Consider the following 17262-nt stretch of genomic DNA (forward strand, 5'->3'; position numbering starts at 1 on the left):
TTGTACATAACTTGAAATAGAGAGGTGATAGTATGAATCGGGGCTTTTTTTTTATGAAGTTTACAAATATGCGTAAGTTAGTTTTATTTGTTATTACTACAGTGCTAGCGACTTTTTTTCTTATTAGTCTGATGGTAACCTCTATGAAAGAGACAAAGTCAACGTATTTATATAATTGGTTAAATGAGTTATCGATGAATGGTTACATGTATGTACTTGGAAAAGAGAATCATTATTTTACACAGGAGTATCGAAATTTGAATCAAGATTTTTCAATTTCTTCTTTTCTCTTTTCTATGGCTACAAATATTCGCTTTAATGATGTACGCAGTTTTGTCGGGAAAGAGCTCCCGGGATTTGGTAAGTACGATACAGAAATTGTTATTGCGGGTGAGGGTACAAATTATTCTAACTTACCGATAGAGTCGAGTGTTCCTCTTGAAGAAGTAGTGAAGGAACGGACTAGTGGAACTGGACAAGCACCTAAACAAGATACGAATAAAGAGAAAAAACAGCCGTCCCAAACGACTGGGAAGAGACAAGTTGCGTTTATTTATCATACACATAGCTGGGAATCTTATTTACCTTTACTTAACTTAACGAATGACCCGAATCCGAATAAAGCAACGAGTTCTGTGTCGAATATTTCTATATTAGGAGATCGTTTCCGTGAACAACTAGAAGGTGAAGGGATTGGAGCTACTAACGATAAGAGTGATGTTGGTCAAAAGTTAATAAGTAAAGGTTTAAACAGTAATAGTTCGTATAAAATGTCACGAGAAATTGTGCAGCAAGCTATGGCTGGAAATAAAGATCTTCAATACTTTTTTGATTTGCATCGTGATAGTGCCCGAAAGAATGTAACGACAAAAACAATTGGAGATAAATCATATGCAAAGCTTGCATTTGTAGTAGGGAAAGGAAATAAAAACTATGAAAAAAACTTACAATTAGCGACAGCTTTACATGAGGCGATTAATAAGAAATATCCAGGAGTGAGCCGTGGGGTCATTCAAAAAGGGTTCCAGACAGGAAATGGAATCTATAATCAAGACCTATCAGGACAAGCGATATTAATAGAAGTTGGTGGTGTAGATAATACAGAGGAAGAATTGAATCGATCAATTGATGCACTTGCTAAAGCATTTGGTGAATATTTTTGGCAGGCAGAAAAAGTGAATGGATAAAGTGAAATTTAAATTGGTGAGAGACCTCACCTGATGAGGAGGAATTCACAGTATTTTTGAAAAAACGTAAGTGTAATGCTTGCGTTTTTTCTTTGTAATGATGAGACGTCACAGAATAGACATAATTTGTCGTTGTTATAGTAATATCGAAATTTGTCAATTTATAGCAGGAGATTTACAAAGGGATTTTCAGGAAAGTAGAGAAAATCTTTTTATAAGGAAAACTTTTTATTATGAAACTGGTAGGGTGATTGAAGTGATTAGGGAGATCGAAATAGAAGATGCATCATCATTTTTGCAATTAAGTAAGCAATTAGATGAAGAAACGAAGTTTATGTTATATGAACCAGGAGAAAGAAAAACTACAGCTGAGCAACAAGAAAAAATGATCCATCGCTTTATAGAAAATGAATATGCAACAATATTTGTAGCAGTTGAAGATGAGAGGATAGTAGGTTTTATATTAGTGAATGGAAATAACATTCAAAGAAAGAGGCATGTGGCAACCATTGTAATTGGTATTTTGCAAGAGTATAACGGGCGAGGTATTGGGACGAGATTGTTTAAAGAGGTTGAGAAGTGGGCAAAATTACATGATGTATGGCGTTTAGAATTAACAGTAATGGCCCACAATACAAGAGCTCAGGCACTATATAAAAAAGCTGGATTTGAGAAAGAAGGTGTCAAAAAAGCTGCTCTTATTATCGATGGAAAGGGCATCGATGAGTATGAAATGGCCAAATTATTAAAATAAGAGGTCGTTATATGAAAAAAAGATGGGCACTACTTGGTATTGTAGCTGCAATAATTATTATTGGAGTAGCAGGAATCAATTATAAAATGTATAAGGATAAGCAGGCGCGGGAAGTAAGTGTAAATAGCATATTTCCGAAAGCGAAAGAAACGATTGCTAATATGGATGGGGATATTGCGGTAATTAATAATCCGAATTCAATGCTTGTACTTGTAAATAAAAGTAGGCGTTTACCAGATGGGTATAGACCGCCAGATTTAGTTATTCCGAAAGTGCGCTACTCTAGTGAAGGTGATCACGAAAAGAAAAAGATGAGAAAAGAGGCAGCGAGGGCGCTTGAGGATATGTTTCAGCAGGCTGACAACGAGCGTATTTTTCTTTTTGCAGTTTCTGGATTTAGATCTTTTGATCGACAAAAAGCATTAAATACGATGTATAAAAAACAAGACGGGGAAGCAAAAACAGCAATGTCTAGCGCGGTTCCTGGCACAAGTGAGCATCAAACTGGACTAGCTATGGATATTACGTCTCAATCTGCTAAATTTCAGTTAGAGACAGTTTTTGGGGAAACGAAAGAAGGTCAGTGGCTTTCTGAAAATGCCCATAAATTTGGTTTTGTGGTTCGATACACAAAAGCGAAAGAAACGATTACGGGCTATCGGTATGAACCATGGCACGTAAGGTATGTGGGAAATCCACAAGCTACATATTTGTATGATAATCAACTGACGCTTGAAGAAGTAACAGAGTGAACAATTGAGGGGAGAGATGTACAATGACGATGTTATATAAGAAAAAAGTACATGCATATATTACAAGAGAACAAGAGGGGGTTATGCAATTACTTGTTTTTAAACATCGTGATATACATGAAGCTGGTATTCAAGTGCCAGGGGGAACGGTTGATGAAGGTGAAACGTTAGAAGCTGCTATATTGCGTGAAGTACAGGAAGAATCCGGATTGCGTCATTTATGCATAGAGCGGTTTTTAGCAGATTACATTATACATATGAAAGAAAAACAGGAGTATGAAAAACGCCACTTTTTCCATGTAACTTTACTAACAGATGTAAAGGATACTTGGGAACATATTGTAAGTGCTGGTGAGGAAGATAAAGGATTAGTATTTTGCTATGAATGGGTTGATATTGCAAAATGCCCTGAATTAGCTGGGAAACAAGGTGAGTTTTTACATTTATTAGATGAAGTATACGCACAGTAATGTAAGAGTCTGAAGCGAAGGTTAATCCGTTTCAGACTTTTTTTATTTTTCGGGAAATTAAAGGTGTTTAAATAAGAGTATTGAATTTCTTTAAAGGGATATTAATTTAGGATGTGTTGAGATGAAAAATTGAAAAAGTAAGGGGTATATGTTAAAAAAGTTCATATAAGGGAGAATATAAATGGAAATTCAGTTTAATTCAATCTTAAAAAAGGAATTAACAATTCAAGATATTCAAAATGAAATGGAATCTGGAAAGCTAACTTCAAAAGAGCTAGTGATGTATTATCTCTATAGAATCGCAAAGTATGATCAAGACGGGCCGAAAATCAATTCAATTTTAGAAATCAATCCAGATGCTATTTTTATTGCAGAAGCGTTAGATTATGAAAGAAAGACAAACGGCGTAAGGGGACCATTGCATGGAATACCTGTTTTGCTTAAGGATAATATTGAAACGAATGACTTCATGCATACAAGTGCAGGTACAATAGCTCTAGAACAAAATATAAGCAGTGAAGATGCATTTCTCGTTACTAAACTGCGAGAAGCAGGGGCAGTGATAATAGGAAAAACGAATATGACAGAATTAGCAAATGCAATGTCTTTTGAAATGTGGGCTGGATATAGTGCAAGAGGTGGTCAAACAATCAATCCATATGGAACGGGCAAGGATCATATGTTTGTTGGCGGATCTAGTACAGGATCTGCAATAGCAGTTGCTGCTAACTTTACAGTAGTATCTGTTGGGACAGAAACCGATGCTTCTATTTTGAGCCCTGCTGTTCAAAATTCTGTAGTAGGTATTAAACCGACTGTCGGTTTAATTAGTCGTAGAGGAATTATTCCATTTACTTATTCGCAAGATACAGCTGGACCATTTGCTAGAACGGTAACCGATGCTACTATTTTGCTAGGGAGTTTAACTGGAGTGGATGAGAAAGATGTAGTTACTCACAAAAGTGACGGTAGGGCATATCGGGATTATACATCTTACCTTGATGCAAATGGTTTAAATGGAGCGAAGATTGGTGTGTTTAACGATGCACCAAAAGATTATTACGAAAATGGTGAGTATGATGAAATCTTGTTTAAGGAAACGATCCAAGTATTACGTAATGAAGGAGCGACAGTAGTAGAAAATATTGATATTCCTTCTTTTCATAGAGAATGGAGCTGGGGAGTTCCGCTTTATGAGCTGAAGCATAGTTTAGATAACTATCTTTCTAAATTACCTTCTACTATCCCGGTACATTCTATTTCGGAGTTAATGGAGTTTAATAAAAACATAGCAGAAAGAGCTTTAAAATATGGACAAACTAAGTTAGAGGGAAGAAAAGATTTTCCTAATACGTTACGAAATCCAGAATATTTAAATGCGAGATTAGAAGATATATATTTTTCTCAAGAACAAGGCATTGATTTTGCATTGGAAAAATATAATCTTGATGCGATACTGTTTCCTTCCTATATAGGTTCTACTATATGTGCGAAAGCGGGTTATCCGTCTATAGCAATACCGGCAGGGTATATGGAAAGCGGGAGGCCTTTTGGAATTACCATTGCAAGCACTGCATTTAGTGAAGGGATATTAATTAAATTAGCTTATGCTTTTGAACAAGCGACAAAGCATAGAAAAATCCCCAACTTATCATGAATAGAATAAACAAAGAGGACAGGGATCCCTGTCCTCTTTGTTTTAGTGATTAAAGTGAAATATCGTTCTGCTCTGTCTTATGATATTTTAATAAACTAAAAGATAAACAAGCGGAACATAAAATAAGAATAGAAGCGATGATATAAATTGTACGAACACCGAACATATCAGTAATAATGCCAATGCTAAGCATAGATAGTCCAGAGGCTGTTGAAAGAAGTGCGCCATGTGCTGTATACATTTTTGATAATAAAGCAGGGGCAACACTTGATTGTAAAACAGTCGTTTGGGAAATATCTCTAATTTGATAACATGGTCCCATTAGAACACATAGAAAAAGCGCAATAAATCCACTGCTCGTCATACCATATAAAAATGTAAGAATGCTAAATATAAGAGAGCTAATCGACATAGATCGTATTAAATTGTTTTGAATATAGGAACTCATTTTCCATGCTAATAGACCACCGATTAACGTGCCAACATAATAACTTGTATTAATATATCCCCACCATTCTTCGCCCTTATGAAGGATAGTCGTAACGTATGCCATCGTAATAGCACCAATCCATATTGTCCCTGCGAAAGTTTCGATTAAGTCCATATATGTAACGGTACGGAGAGAAGGATTTTGAAATAGGAGTTTCCAACCTTCCAATAAAACAGTAATTTTGGAAGAGGGAGAATCTGCTATTCTTTCAGTATGTATGGAACGTAATGAAAAATGTAATGCAATGCATCCGAAAATCATTAAAATGTTATTAATCATGAGTGTAGAAGTAGCGCCAATGAGAAGAACGACAATACTCGTAAATGAATAAGCAACGGCTTGCACAATTTGTGTTGAAAAGGAAAAGATACTATTTACTTTTACTAATTTTTCTTTCGGTGTAAGGCGCGGAAGAATACCGTATAATAATGGAGCACTCCACCCGCTACATAATGAAATGACAAAAATAAAAGTTAATAGAGCTATAATGTTTGTGGATAAGACCGGGAACAAAATCATTAATAATAGTAAAAAGACTGTTTTCAACCATTGGAGCGTATATAACAGCGTATAAGATGGAAAACGATTTATCATAAGTGGTGCAGAGATGTTAGCAATTAGATTTGTGATAACTTGTAATAATGGAAAAAGAGCAGTAATAGTAGCTGATTTAGTTGCTATATAAATATGAGTTGTAATAATCATTACATATACGATGTCAGCGAGAGTAATGCATATTTTGGAACCTAAATAGTAGATTAGTGACAGGTTTCTCAATAAGAATATCACCTCTATAAAAAAAGTATTTAGTAATTGTAATAATTGTAATTTAAAAATTAAAATTTTTAAAGAATTTAATTTTTTGTCACTTTTTGAAAGGGATTTTCATGTATAATGAAGAATATATTGATATAGTATTATATTAATGATCATTGTAACAGTGAATATGTACAATAGCTTGTAGCAAACGCCCAAGTGTAAGAAAGGGCGGATAAACCATTCTTTTCTTCATATACATATAGAAAATGAGAAAGAAAGTGAGGGTTGCATATGGCTGCTTGGGTAATTTGGTTTATAATAGCTGGTATTTTATTTATCGCGGAAATGTTGTCGATTACATTTTACATGCTTTGGCTTGGAATTGGAGCTGTTGTCGGAGGTCTTATTGCTTTGTTTGCTCCTGATGCACTACTGTTACAAGTTACTGTTGGTGCAATTGTAAGTTTAACTTTGACATTCTTTACGAAAAGAATTTCAAAAAACTTTCGAGAAGCAAAAGGTTTTACTGATACAGTAGATATGCTTGTTGGTAAAAGAGGGATTGTTATGCAAGCGATTACAAATGAAGCGAATGGTATTGTGAAGGTGGATGGAGATACTTGGACAGCTATTGCAGATTCTTCAATTGATGCTGGAGAAAAAGTCGTTGTTATAAAGAGGCATAGTACTATATTACAAGTGAAAAAGGAGAGTGAATAAATATGGTAGCATTAACGTTAACGATTATATTCGCACTAATTGTAGTTACATTTATCGCATTAACAATTAAAATTATTCCTCAGCAAAAAGTTGGGGTTGTTGAAAGATTTGGTAAGTTTCAACGTATAATGCACCCAGGGTTAAATATTTTAATACCAATTGTAGATCGTGTTCGTGTATATCATGACTTACGCATTCAACAAACGAATGTACCACCGCAAAAGGTAATTACGAAAGATAATGTTCAAGTAGAAATTGATACAATTATTTTCTATCAAATTGTTGAACCAGAACTTGCGACATATGGTATTTCAAACTATGAATATGGTGTTCGTAATATTACGTCAGCAACGATGCGTCAAATCATCGGTAAAATGGAACTGGATGAAACGTTATCTGGTCGTGAAAAGATTTCAACAGAAATCCGCTTAGCGCTTGATGAAGCAACAGAAAAATGGGGCGTACGTATTGAACGTGTCGAAGTTGTTGATATTAACCCGCCAAAAGATGTGCAAGCATCAATGGAAAAACAAATGAAGGCTGAGCGTAATAAACGTGCGATTATTTTAGAAGCTGAAGCAGCAAAACAAGATAAAGTCCTTCGCGCTGAAGGAGAAAAGCAAAGTAAAATCTTGATGGCTGAAGGGGATAAAGAAGCGCGTATTCGCGAAGCTGAAGGTATAAAAGAAGCAAAAGAATTAGAAGCACAAGGGGAAGCACGAGCAATTGAAGAAATTGCAAAAGCAGAACAAAATCGTATTGAATTGCTTCGTGAAGCGAATTTGGATGAGCGTATACTTGCTTACAAATCATTTGAGTCATTAGCTGAAGTTGCAAAAGGACCAGCAAATAAAGTCTTTATTCCGTCTAATGCAATTGAAACACTTGGTACTCTTGGGGCAATTGGAGAAATATTTAAAGAAAAACAAGCGAAGAAACTACCTTCAAATGATACAGGAAAAGAACAATAAAAGTGAGGAAGAGAAATGGTATACCATTTCTCTTTTTTTGTGCGTATATTCTGAAAAGCTTGTACATATCCATGTATAAAGAAGGTGATGCAGTGAAAAAGTATGCAACTCGAATACATGGGAAGAAGCTGATTTCGTTACTCCTTTTATATGCGCTAATAGTAATTATGATAGCGTCGATTTTGACGTCATTTTTACATACAATGAAATCGAATTATGCAAATCAATGGTTTGGAAAAGTATCGATGCAAGGTTTTGTTCAAATGATAGAAAGTGAGAATCGCTATTACGGATTTGATTATTTTAAGAAGAATAAAAGAGAGTCAGTTGGGAATTTAATGTTCTCTATCGCGACAGATTTGAAAATTAAAGATTTAAGAACATTCGTCGGTAAAGAAGTACCTGGTATGTCAAAGTATTATTCTAATATTATCGTAGCTGGGGAAGGGACAAACTTGACAAATATCCCAAATGAATCTAGTGTACCGATTGAAGAAGTAACGAAAGAACGGGAAATAGCAAAAGATAAAGTTACAGAAGCGGAAAAGAATAATCCGGTTCAGAAAAAGAACGGAGCGAAAAAAGGTGAAAGTGCAGTATATATTTATCATACACATAGCTGGGAATCCTTCTTTCCATTATTACCAGGGGCAACTGATCCATCTAGCCCAGATGTAAATGTGTCTTTACTAGGAAAACGTATGAAAGAGCAACTTGAAGGACAAGGAATTCCGGTAGTTCATGATAAAACGAATATGGGTGATTTATTAGCGAGTAAAAAGTGGGTATGGTATCAGTCATATAAAGCGTCTCATGAATATGTAAAAGAAGCATTAGCACAAAATAATAAAATTGCGTTTCCGATTGATATACACCGTGACGATCAGCGTAAGAAAGTAACAACAAAAGTAATTAACGGAAAATCGTATGCAAGATTATATTTTATAATTGGGATGGAAAATGAAGGCCGTGCTGAAAATGAAAAAATTGCAAGAGCGATCAATAGTTATTTAGATGAAAACTATTACGGATTAAGTAGAGGGATTTTTCCAAAGTATAAAAAAGATGGAAATGGCGTTTATAACCAAGATTTATCGAAAAATGCGATGTTAATTGAAGTTGGTGGTGTTGATAATACGTTAGATGAATTATATAACACAATTGATGTGTTAACAGAAGCGTTTAGTAAATATTATTGGAATGATGCGGAAAAAGTGAATGGATGAGGGACGGGAGACCGTTCCTTTTTTATTTTGGAATCTTAAAATGTGATATAATGGAATTTTATGAATGTTAAATAAAGGGAGAGAGAAACATGCAAATACTACTAATACGCCACGGAGAATCAGAAGCTGATATTTTACATGTGCATGAAGGTCGAGCTGATTTTGAGTTAACTGACAAAGGGAGACAACAAGTACAAAGACTTGTACAGAAAGTGAAGAAAGATTTTGCACCAGATTTCATTTGGGCAAGCACATTAAAACGCGCTCGTGAAACGGGTGAAACATTAGCAGAAGCAATTGGTTGTCCAATTCAATTAGAAGAGGAATTAATGGAGTTTAATAATGGAGTGCAAGCAGGCTTATCATTTGAAGAAGCAAAGAAATATCCAGAGCCAAAGTTTCTTCATGATCGTTTTGAAAACGGGGAATCGTTTATTGAGTTTCGAATGAGAATAGAAGGAATCTTTTCTAAAATCTTGACAGAGAATACATATGACCGAATTGCAATTGTTGCCCATGGGGGCGTAATTAATAGTCTATTACGTGCATTTTTCAAAATGCCAATTTCAATGGACTACTATTTCAAAATGGGAGATACGGGAATAAGTTTAATTGAAATTGAGGGTGAACAAAAAACGGTGCATTTCATTAATGATACGAATCATTTGGACGGGATGTAAAGACTTATGTACAAAGTTGTATTTTTCGATGTTGACGGTACGTTATTAAGTGAGATTGATAGAAGCATGCACGAAAGTACAAAAGAAGCGGTACAAAGATTAATAGATAAAGGAATTCACGTAGTTGTTACAACTGGAAGACCATATAGTTTATGCTCACAATTTAAGGAACTAGGTATAAATACGTTTATTTCAGCAAATGGTGCACATATAAAATGTGGGAAAGAAGTTATACATAAATCAGTACTTTCAAGCGAAATCGTTCATGATATTTCAAATTTTGCTGAATTACATGGTCACAGTGTTTCTTACTTTACAGAAGAATTTGCAATGAATAATATTGCTTCCACAGATGAACGTGTCATGCGAGCGTTAAATGAAACCTTAAATTTAGAGCAGTATCCTGACAAAGTTAGAAACTTATCAGATGAGATTTATTGCATATGTCTGTATGCTGATGATACAGAAGCTCAAAAATTCATTGAAAGATATCCAGCACTTACGTTTGAGCGTTTTCATGGTTACGTTATAAATGTATTGGAAGATAGTAAAGTATCGAAGCTAACTGCAATTCAAAAAGTATTGGAACATTTAAACATTAGTAAATTAGAAGCCATTGCTTTTGGCGATGGTGGAAATGATATTGAGATGTTGCAGTATGTAGGATTAGGAGTTGCGATGGGAAATGGTGGAGAGGAGTTGAAGAGAAGGGCTGATTTCGTTACAACGAAGGCGAGTGAAGGCGGAATTTCTTATGCCTTAAAGAAGTTGCGCATTATTTAAAACTAATAGTTAGTGAGTGTGAAAAATCCTGTTTTAATAATAGGATTTTTTGTTTAACAATGTGCTTGCAATAAAAGGAAAAATATGAGTATAATGAGAAAGTGATTAGGTAAGCTAATTAATTAGTGGGAAAGGAGAGTGAAGATGAATGGATTCAAGAAAAGACTCTCTTCCTTTAGGGATTGAGCCGTACGCAGAGTTAATCAAAAAGACAGCATCAGCGGATACGGATCAAATTGCAGCAAAACTTGGTTTGTTAATGTTATGGACGTCTGATAATGTTCTTGATGCTGTTGACGTAGATTTAGCTCCGCTTGGTATTTCAGAGAGTAAATTAGATTTTTTACTATTGTTTATTTTGCGTGAAATGGAAGCGAATGGGGAAGAGGTGAACATGAGTCCTTCGGATATTGCGAGTCGATTAGGGATTACACGTGCTTCTGTCACTGGCTTATTAGATTGGATGGAGAAACGAGAGTTAATCGTAAGATTCCACCATTCTGAAGATCGAAGAAGATTAAAGGTGAAAATTACTCCGAAAGGAAAAGAACTAGTTACACATTCTTTACCAACTTTTTGGTTATCTTGCGCTTCGTTAGTTGATGGCTTTAATCAAGAAGAGCGTCAAGTTTTAGAAAAGCTATTAAATAAAATGCAAGCAACTATGCAGGTGAAATTAGGAGAAGGTAGGTAAATAAGTTGATTATGAAGATCAACTTATTTATTTGGACACATAATTAGTTTGCCTTATTATATGTTTAACTAACTTTATGTACGGTAATAATTTTTGCTATGTAATTAAAATAAGAGTTAAAGGAATGCTATTTTAGTGATTTAGAGATTTTAAACTAATAAAAACAAATCGTAATAAGGGAGAGAGTTTATGATGGAAATAGGAAAGGAAGTAAATAGTGAAAAGAATTATACAATAATGACAGCTGTATTATGTTGGTCCGGTATGGTAGTTATGTCTAGCCTATATGTAACAATACCTTTAATCGCTCTATTTTCAAACATTTTTAATACGTCATTAACACACTCGGCAGCTACAGGAAGTATATTTTCTGTTGGCTTTGCTATAGGGTGTTTGTTATTTGGGGCAATCTCTGATAAATATGGACGAAAAAAAGTGATTTTTATTGGATTGCTTGCACTGTCGATAGTTTCTTTTTGCTTAGGGTTTGTAGATAGTTTATTTTGGCTTGTTATTTTTAGAGGTATACAGGGGATAGCCGCAGCTACATTTTCTCCAGTAGCGTTAGCCTACGTTGTAGAAATGTTCCCAGTAGAAAAAAGGGTTACAACAATAGGGTTTGTTAGTACCGGTTTTTTAGTAGCTGGAATTGTAGGGCAGGTAATAAGTACTGCTGTTAGTCAGCATTTTGGATGGCATATGGTTTTCTTTCTTCTTAGCATTGTCTATATAAGTACTGCTATATGGATTTATTATTCTCTTCCGAAAGGAGAGACGTCTCAATCCTATACTGATATTTTGGGACCAATTAAACAGATGGGTAAAGTTTTTACAAATAAAAGCTTAGTATTAAGCTATATAATTGCATTCGTTTTATTAATGGCTTTTGTTAATATGTATACTGTTTTAGGGAATTATTTGAGCTCCCCTACTTACAATTTAACTGCAGAACAAATCCTTTATTTTCGCTTAGCAGGGCTGTTTGGTATGTTGCTGTCACCACTTGCAGGTCGTTTAACAAAGAGGTTTGAAGTAAGGAAAGTTCTTCAAGGAGGATTGTTGATTGCTATTTTTAGTCTAAGTTCAATGGGCTTTGTTTCGTATCTATCTCTACTTGTAATGATGAGTGTCTGTTTTGTAATAGGTATTGCTATATCCGTTCCGTCTTTAGTTTCTCTTGTAGGTCAATTAGGAGGGAGAGCAAGGGGAATAGCAGTATCTATTTATACTTTTATTTTATTTTTAGGTACTAGTATAGGACCTATCATTTCTATTTATCTTATGAAAATAGGAGGTTATGCTCAAACATTTATTTTATTAGGAATGATACTTTTTATTGGTTTTGTAGCTTCTCTATTTATAATTAATGAATGAGTGGAAAATCACTCAAATAAAGGAATGCGAGGATCTTTCATATGCTCGCATAATAAAATATAAATTTGTCCACGATGATGATAAAAGTGTGCAACGATTTCAAGTAACCATTCAAAGCGCGAATAAGAAATACCCCAATAGGCAGTCATAACGTCTGCTAATTCTATTTGGGAGTAGGAAAGAAATGTTTTAGAGAGAAGGTTGTAACCTTCAATCATCGTTTGTTGCATGTGAGCAACTGTTACGGGGGTACGTTCTATATAAAAGGTATGTAATTCTTTTTCTGGAATACCATTTAAAATGAGTAAATCAGCATGACAAATAAGAGAAAGATGTGCACACATTTCAAATAATGATCGTTTTGAGTGAATCGGTTGTATTTTTAAATTGTTTTCACTATATTGGTTAAGCATATCAATAGAAGTATCAATAGCAACTTTTAGTTGATGCAATGCAGATTGAACAAACATTGTAATTCTCCTCGTCTCCGTATATAATAGTTTCTTGAGGATATTATATCATACTCAAAATTCCGAAAATTCTAGTAGTTTGACTAGCATAATGAAAAGTATTATATTGTAAAAGGTCATATGAAACGTGAAATAGAATGGAATGCAATTATTGAGTTAGGAGTTAGACCAATGAGTTTGAAATATGGAAGAGATACAATTGTAGAAATTGACTTAAATGCTGTAAAACATAATGTAAAAGAATTTAAAAAACATGTAAATGATGAAGAAATTAAGATGATGGCTGCTGTAAAAGCGAATGGGTATGGCCATGGGGCAGTTGAAGTTGCCAAAGCTGCAATTGAAGCAGGAATACATCAACTTGCAGTTGCATTTGTAGATGAAGCAATAGAATTAAGAGAAGCAGGAATTACTGTGCCGATTTTAATTTTAGGATACACACCAGTAGCGGCTGTAGAAGATGTAATTCAATATGACGTTATGATGACTGTTTATAGAGTAGAAGATTTACATGGTATAAATGAAATTGCAAACCGTCTTCAAAAGAAAGTACAAATTCAAGTGAAAATTGATACAGGAATGAGTCGTATCGGTTTACAAGAAGAAGAAGTTAAACCATTTTTAGAAGAATTAAACCGTATGGAGTATGTAGAGGTAGTAGGGATATTTACGCATTACTCTACGGCAGATGAAATCGATAAATCATATACGAATATGCAAACAAGTTTATTTGAAAAAGCTGTTAATACAGCGAAAGAATTAGGAATTCAAATACCATATATTCATAGTTCAAATAGTGCGGGATCAATGGAATTAAGTAACACATTTCAAAATATGGTACGCGTTGGAATAGGAGTGTACGGTATGTATCCGTCAAAAGAAGTGGATCATTCAGTCGTTTCTTTACAGCCTGCGTTGTCGTTAAAATCAAAAGTAGCTCATATTAAACATGCGAAGAAGAATCGTGGTGTAAGTTATGGGAATACGTATGTAACAACTGGTGAAGAATGGATTGCGACTGTACCAATTGGTTATGCTGATGGTTATAATCGTCAATTATCTAATAAAGGCTATGCGTTAATTAACGGGGTTCGAGTACCTGTTATTGGCCGTGTTTGTATGGACCAGTTAATGTTGGATGTTTCAAAAGCGATGCCAGTACAAGTAGGAGACGAAGTAGTATTCTACGGTAAACAAGGTGAAGAAAATATCGCAGTAGAAGAAATAGCGGATATGTTAGGTACAATAAACTATGAAGTTACATGTATGCTAGATAGAAGAATTCCGCGTGTCTATAAAGAAAATGACGAAACAACTGCAGTTGTAAATATATTAAGAAAAAACTGAATCATTTCGATTCAGTTTTTTTATTCATATCAAATGCGAATATACCCTCGTTATGTAATACGGAGTAAACTTTGTGAAACACACTTTTTAGTTCATCTAAATTAAACTATCACCGGCAGAGATGACCAGTCCCGCAACAAAGATCTAATATACGAGAGTAGGGAAGAGCATCTTGTAAAACGAGGCTGGGTAGGAGGATTCAACAAAATGTCTCCAATGTTTATTATAGATGTTTGCTAAAATATCATAATTAGAATAAATTGTTTTTTTAACATATGTATTCACCTAAAAATTCATTAAATTATAATAGTCATGCCTCGTTTTAATTTCAAAACCACATTGTGTATATAGTTTTAAAGCGTGGATATTTTTCGTTTCGACGTCTAACTCAATTGTTGAAACTCCTTCTGTAATAAGGGTATGTACTATATTACAAAGAATATCTTTTCCGTATCCTTTACCTTGATAAGAAGGATGAACGGCGAATCCTGATAGTGTAGTAGATTGCTCTTGTTTAGAAACTGTAATTGTTCCTATCACTTTTTCAGCAATAAGGACACTGTAAACTTGATGGGAAGATGAATTCATCATTTTTTGTAACCATGTAGCCGTATTTTCTACTGAATCACCAAAAGCTTTACTAGAAATTTTAATAAGGTCAAGAAGTGATTCTGAAGGTGCAAGAGTAAGCTGTATATTATTATCTGTTGTTTTTTGAATTTCGTTTGTTTTGAACTCCATACTATATTCACTATATAAATATGGTAACTTCATATGTTTTACAAATTCATTCCCAGAAATAGAATCCCCATTAATAATAAGAAGAGCTTCATCTGTCTCTCTATTTTGTATTTCTTTCATTGCAGTTTGTAAAAGGATAGTTCCGAAACTTTGTTTTCTAAAATGAGGATGTACAAAGCCTATTAGTTCAAGCTTTGTTGGTCTTTCGAAATCATACATATTTAAAGCGCCAATTAATTGAGTACCGTTATAAAGAAGAAAATCGTTTATATAATCTTCATTTCGATTTTTTAAAAAGTTGATATGTAAATCTGAAGAGTAATCAAGGTTATCTTGTTGCCCGCAAATATAAGCCAAATCCTTCATTTGCTGTATTTCACTTTCTGTTACAGAACGCTTTTTCTGAATATCCATTGTATACTCCCTCTCATTCGTATTTAAAAATAGGATGGGTGACTTAACCATTTTTTAAATTCCACATTACCTTGCACAGATAACAGTCGGTATAAATAACGATAAGGCTGTCTATATTCTTCTAAGTGAGGAATAGACATAATTGTTTCGTAACCACTTTTAAAGGCATGTGCTTCTTTTTCTGTAAATTCCATAAATTCATTATATAACAGATGATGTGTTATGAGGATAAAGATAAAAAGATAGACAGCATACTTACATTTATAGTGAAAACTCATTAAAAATATTATATTTCTCTATTTTTGTATGAATTGTCTAAAAATAATAGTGGTAATACTTGAATGTAAGACTCGTATCTTTAAATTTATGAAGAGTAAAAGTAAGCATTCATTTATAAGATTGTGAATCACAATAATGTAGACTATAGAAAATATTTCTCAATAATAGAATGAAGAGAAAAGCATGAAGAAGTAGAATGCATTCATTTATAATAGACTTAAATTAATCAATATAATTAATTGTTAATTTTATTATATTAATTGGATAGGAGAGAATGTTATGGCAAATGTACTCGTAATAAATTTTCCTGGGGAAGGTCATATTAATCCGACTTTAGCTGTTGTAAGTGAGTTAATTCAGCGAGGGGAAACAGTTGTTTCTTATTGTATTGAAGATTATAGAAAGAAGGTTGAAGCAACAGGTGCGGAATTCCGAGTGTTTGAGAATTTTCTCTCTCAAATTAATATTATGGAACGAGTAAATGAAGGTGGGAGCCCTTTGACGATGCTATCTCATATGATTGAAGCATCAGAGCGTATTGTTACTCAAATTGTAGAAGAAACAAAAGAGGAAAAATATGATTATTTAATATATGATAATCATTTTCCAGTAGGACGTATTATAGCGAATATTTTACAATTACCAAGCGTTTCATCCTGTACAACGTTTGCTGTTAATCAGTACATTAATTTTCATGATGAGCAAGAATTGAGACAAGTAGATGAAATGGATCCATTATATCAATCTTGTTTAGCGGGAATGGAAAGATGGAATAAGCAGTATGGAATGAAATGTAATAGTATGTATGATATTATGAACCATCCTGGTGATATTACGATTGTATATACTTCAAAAAAATATCAGCCACGTTCAGAGGTATTTGATGAATCGTATAAATTTGTAGGTCCATCAATTGCTACTCGAAAAGAAGTGGGGAGTTTTCCTACCGAAGATTTAAAAAATGAAAAAGTGATTTTCATTTCTATGGGAACAGTTTTTAATGAACAACCTGCTTTGTATGAAAAATGTTTTGAAGCGTTTAAAGATGTAGATGCGACAGTCGTATTAGTCGTTGGCAAGAAGATAAATATAAGTCAATTTGAAAATATCCCGAAAAATTTTAAATTGTATAATTATGTCCCGCAATTAGAAGTTTTACAGCATGCTGATGTATTCGTGACACATGGTGGTATGAATAGTTCGAGTGAAGCGTTATATTACGGTGTTCCATTAGTTGTAATTCCGGTAACAGGAGATCAGCCATTCGTTGCAAAACGATTGACTGAAGTAGGGGCAGGCATAACACTTAATCGTAACGAGTTAACTTCTGAATTGTTACGTGAGACTGTAAAGAAAGTAATGGATGATGTGACGTTTAAGGAAAATAGTCGTAAAGTGGGAGAGTCGCTTAGAAATGCTGGTGGATATCAAAGGGCAGTTGAGGAAATATTCAAATTAAAAATGAAGCCGTACGTAAAGATTAAATAGATGTTA

17 protein-coding genes and 2 pseudogenes are annotated in these 17262 nt (G+C 34.1%); 14 read left to right on the top strand and 5 right to left on the bottom strand.

Features of this window, described 5'->3' with window-relative positions:
* Window positions 1-32: 32 nt before the first annotated feature.
* The 5 genes from spoIIP (GD442_RS09695) (at window position 33) to GD442_RS09715 (ending at window position 4820) form a co-directional block, all read left to right on the top strand.
* Window positions 33-1187, top strand: coding sequence for a stage II sporulation protein P (gene spoIIP / locus GD442_RS09695; RefSeq protein ID WP_001079278.1), 1155 nt, complete (start codon window positions 33-35; stop codon window positions 1185-1187).
* A 256-nt stretch (window positions 1188-1443) separates the two neighbouring features.
* Window positions 1444-1941: a GNAT family N-acetyltransferase gene (locus tag GD442_RS09700; protein ID WP_000617576.1), complete on the top strand. Its 498-nt coding sequence runs from the start codon at window positions 1444-1446 to the stop codon at window positions 1939-1941.
* An 11-nt stretch (window positions 1942-1952) separates the two neighbouring features.
* Window positions 1953-2693 (top strand): M15 family metallopeptidase, encoded by a 741-nt coding sequence (locus GD442_RS09705; protein WP_000747645.1) that lies wholly within the window; start codon window positions 1953-1955, stop codon window positions 2691-2693.
* A 23-nt stretch (window positions 2694-2716) separates the two neighbouring features.
* Entirely contained in the window at window positions 2717-3163 is a 447-nt protein-coding gene (locus GD442_RS09710; protein ID WP_000178293.1) for an NUDIX hydrolase, read from the top strand.
* A 181-nt stretch (window positions 3164-3344) separates the two neighbouring features.
* Entirely contained in the window at window positions 3345-4820 is a 1476-nt protein-coding gene (locus GD442_RS09715) for an amidase family protein (RefSeq protein WP_000405417.1), read from the top strand.
* A 49-nt stretch (window positions 4821-4869) separates the two neighbouring features.
* Here the strand turns inward: GD442_RS09715 and GD442_RS09720 are convergent, their stop codons facing one another.
* Entirely contained in the window at window positions 4870-6087 is a 1218-nt protein-coding gene (locus GD442_RS09720) for an MFS transporter (protein ID WP_001245232.1), read from the bottom strand.
* 273 nt (window positions 6088-6360) lie between these two features.
* On the opposite strand from GD442_RS09720, the gene GD442_RS09725 reads away from it, so the two are divergent.
* From GD442_RS09725 to GD442_RS09755, 7 genes are all read left to right on the top strand, one after another.
* A complete protein-coding gene (locus tag GD442_RS09725) occupies window positions 6361-6789 on the top strand; it encodes an NfeD family protein (protein ID WP_000741976.1) in 429 nt (142 codons plus the stop codon).
* Window positions 6790-6791: 2 nt separating this feature from the next.
* The gene (locus GD442_RS09730; RefSeq protein ID WP_000226252.1) at window positions 6792-7760 is read left to right on the top strand and encodes an SPFH domain-containing protein; all 969 of its coding nucleotides are present in this window, start codon (window positions 6792-6794) and stop codon (window positions 7758-7760) included.
* A gap of 20 nt (window positions 7761-7780) precedes the next feature.
* Complete coding sequence (gene spoIIP / locus GD442_RS09735; protein ID WP_306426789.1) at window positions 7781-8986, top strand: stage II sporulation protein P; 1206 nt, start codon at window positions 7781-7783, stop codon at window positions 8984-8986.
* Between the two features lie 89 nt (window positions 8987-9075).
* Window positions 9076-9666 carry a histidine phosphatase family protein gene (locus GD442_RS09740; protein WP_001166435.1) on the top strand — a complete coding sequence of 197 codons (591 nt, stop codon included), beginning with the start codon at window positions 9076-9078 and terminating at the stop codon, window positions 9664-9666.
* Window positions 9667-9672: 6 nt separating this feature from the next.
* Entirely contained in the window at window positions 9673-10449 is a 777-nt protein-coding gene (locus GD442_RS09745) for a Cof-type HAD-IIB family hydrolase (protein WP_000278978.1), read from the top strand.
* 148 nt (window positions 10450-10597) lie between these two features.
* Window positions 10598-11143 carry a MarR family winged helix-turn-helix transcriptional regulator gene (locus GD442_RS09750; protein WP_000378332.1) on the top strand — a complete coding sequence of 182 codons (546 nt, stop codon included), beginning with the start codon at window positions 10598-10600 and terminating at the stop codon, window positions 11141-11143.
* A gap of 192 nt (window positions 11144-11335) precedes the next feature.
* The gene (locus GD442_RS09755) at window positions 11336-12517 is read left to right on the top strand and encodes an MFS transporter (protein ID WP_002041020.1); all 1182 of its coding nucleotides are present in this window, start codon (window positions 11336-11338) and stop codon (window positions 12515-12517) included.
* An 8-nt stretch (window positions 12518-12525) separates the two neighbouring features.
* On the opposite strand, the gene GD442_RS09760 is transcribed toward GD442_RS09755, so the two are convergent.
* A complete protein-coding gene (locus GD442_RS09760; RefSeq protein ID WP_000497994.1) occupies window positions 12526-12987 on the bottom strand; it encodes a DinB family protein in 462 nt (153 codons plus the stop codon).
* A 171-nt stretch (window positions 12988-13158) separates the two neighbouring features.
* On the opposite strand from GD442_RS09760, the gene alr reads away from it, so the two are divergent.
* Window positions 13159-14334, top strand: coding sequence for an alanine racemase (alr, locus tag GD442_RS09765; protein ID WP_002182683.1), 1176 nt, complete (start codon window positions 13159-13161; stop codon window positions 14332-14334).
* Window positions 14335-14356: 22 nt separating this feature from the next.
* Here alr and GD442_RS27700 read toward each other — a convergent pair.
* From GD442_RS27700 to GD442_RS27705, 3 genes and pseudogenes are all read right to left on the bottom strand, one after another.
* A pseudogene (locus tag GD442_RS27700) lies at window positions 14357-14619 on the bottom strand (class I SAM-dependent methyltransferase); the annotation flags it as partial.
* On the bottom strand, window positions 14620-15489 hold the full coding sequence (locus GD442_RS09770; RefSeq protein WP_000354427.1) for a GNAT family N-acetyltransferase: 870 nt from the start codon (window positions 15487-15489) through the stop codon (window positions 14620-14622).
* Window positions 15490-15512: 23 nt separating this feature from the next.
* Window positions 15513-15674: pseudogene (locus GD442_RS27705) on the bottom strand (nitrate reductase); the annotation flags it as partial.
* A gap of 373 nt (window positions 15675-16047) precedes the next feature.
* Here GD442_RS27705 and GD442_RS09775 point away from each other — a divergent pair.
* Window positions 16048-17256 (top strand): macrolide family glycosyltransferase, encoded by a 1209-nt coding sequence (locus GD442_RS09775; RefSeq protein ID WP_000024488.1) that lies wholly within the window; start codon window positions 16048-16050, stop codon window positions 17254-17256.
* Window positions 17257-17262 lie beyond the last annotated feature (6 nt).

Origin of the sequence: Bacillus sp. A260 (genome assembly GCF_009861435.1) — a bacterium.
Taxonomy (GTDB): domain Bacteria; phylum Bacillota; class Bacilli; order Bacillales; family Bacillaceae_G; genus Bacillus_A; species Bacillus_A cereus.

Excerpts from the sequence above, each read along its gene's own strand:
- spoIIP (WP_001079278.1), top strand. The coding sequence starts at position 33 with ATGAATCGGGGCTTTTTTTTTATGAAGTTTACAAATATGCGTAAGTTA.
- GD442_RS09705 (WP_000747645.1), top strand. The coding sequence starts at position 1,953 with ATGAAAAAAAGATGGGCACTACTTGGTATTGTAGCTGCAATAATTATT.
- GD442_RS09710 (WP_000178293.1), top strand. The coding sequence starts at position 2,717 with ATGACGATGTTATATAAGAAAAAAGTACATGCATATATTACAAGAGAA.
- GD442_RS09715 (WP_000405417.1), top strand. The coding sequence starts at position 3,345 with ATGGAAATTCAGTTTAATTCAATCTTAAAAAAGGAATTAACAATTCAA.
- GD442_RS09725 (WP_000741976.1), top strand. The coding sequence starts at position 6,361 with ATGGCTGCTTGGGTAATTTGGTTTATAATAGCTGGTATTTTATTTATC.
- GD442_RS09730 (WP_000226252.1), top strand. The coding sequence starts at position 6,792 with ATGGTAGCATTAACGTTAACGATTATATTCGCACTAATTGTAGTTACA.
- GD442_RS09740 (WP_001166435.1), top strand. The coding sequence starts at position 9,076 with ATGCAAATACTACTAATACGCCACGGAGAATCAGAAGCTGATATTTTA.
- GD442_RS09745 (WP_000278978.1), top strand. The coding sequence starts at position 9,673 with ATGTACAAAGTTGTATTTTTCGATGTTGACGGTACGTTATTAAGTGAG.
- GD442_RS09750 (WP_000378332.1), top strand. The coding sequence starts at position 10,598 with ATGGATTCAAGAAAAGACTCTCTTCCTTTAGGGATTGAGCCGTACGCA.
- GD442_RS09755 (WP_002041020.1), top strand. The coding sequence starts at position 11,336 with ATGGAAATAGGAAAGGAAGTAAATAGTGAAAAGAATTATACAATAATG.
- GD442_RS09760 (WP_000497994.1), bottom strand. The coding sequence starts at position 12,987 with ATGTTTGTTCAATCTGCATTGCATCAACTAAAAGTTGCTATTGATACT.
- alr (WP_002182683.1), top strand. The coding sequence starts at position 13,159 with ATGAGTTTGAAATATGGAAGAGATACAATTGTAGAAATTGACTTAAAT.
- GD442_RS09770 (WP_000354427.1), bottom strand. The coding sequence starts at position 15,489 with ATGGATATTCAGAAAAAGCGTTCTGTAACAGAAAGTGAAATACAGCAA.
- GD442_RS09775 (WP_000024488.1), top strand. The coding sequence starts at position 16,048 with ATGGCAAATGTACTCGTAATAAATTTTCCTGGGGAAGGTCATATTAAT.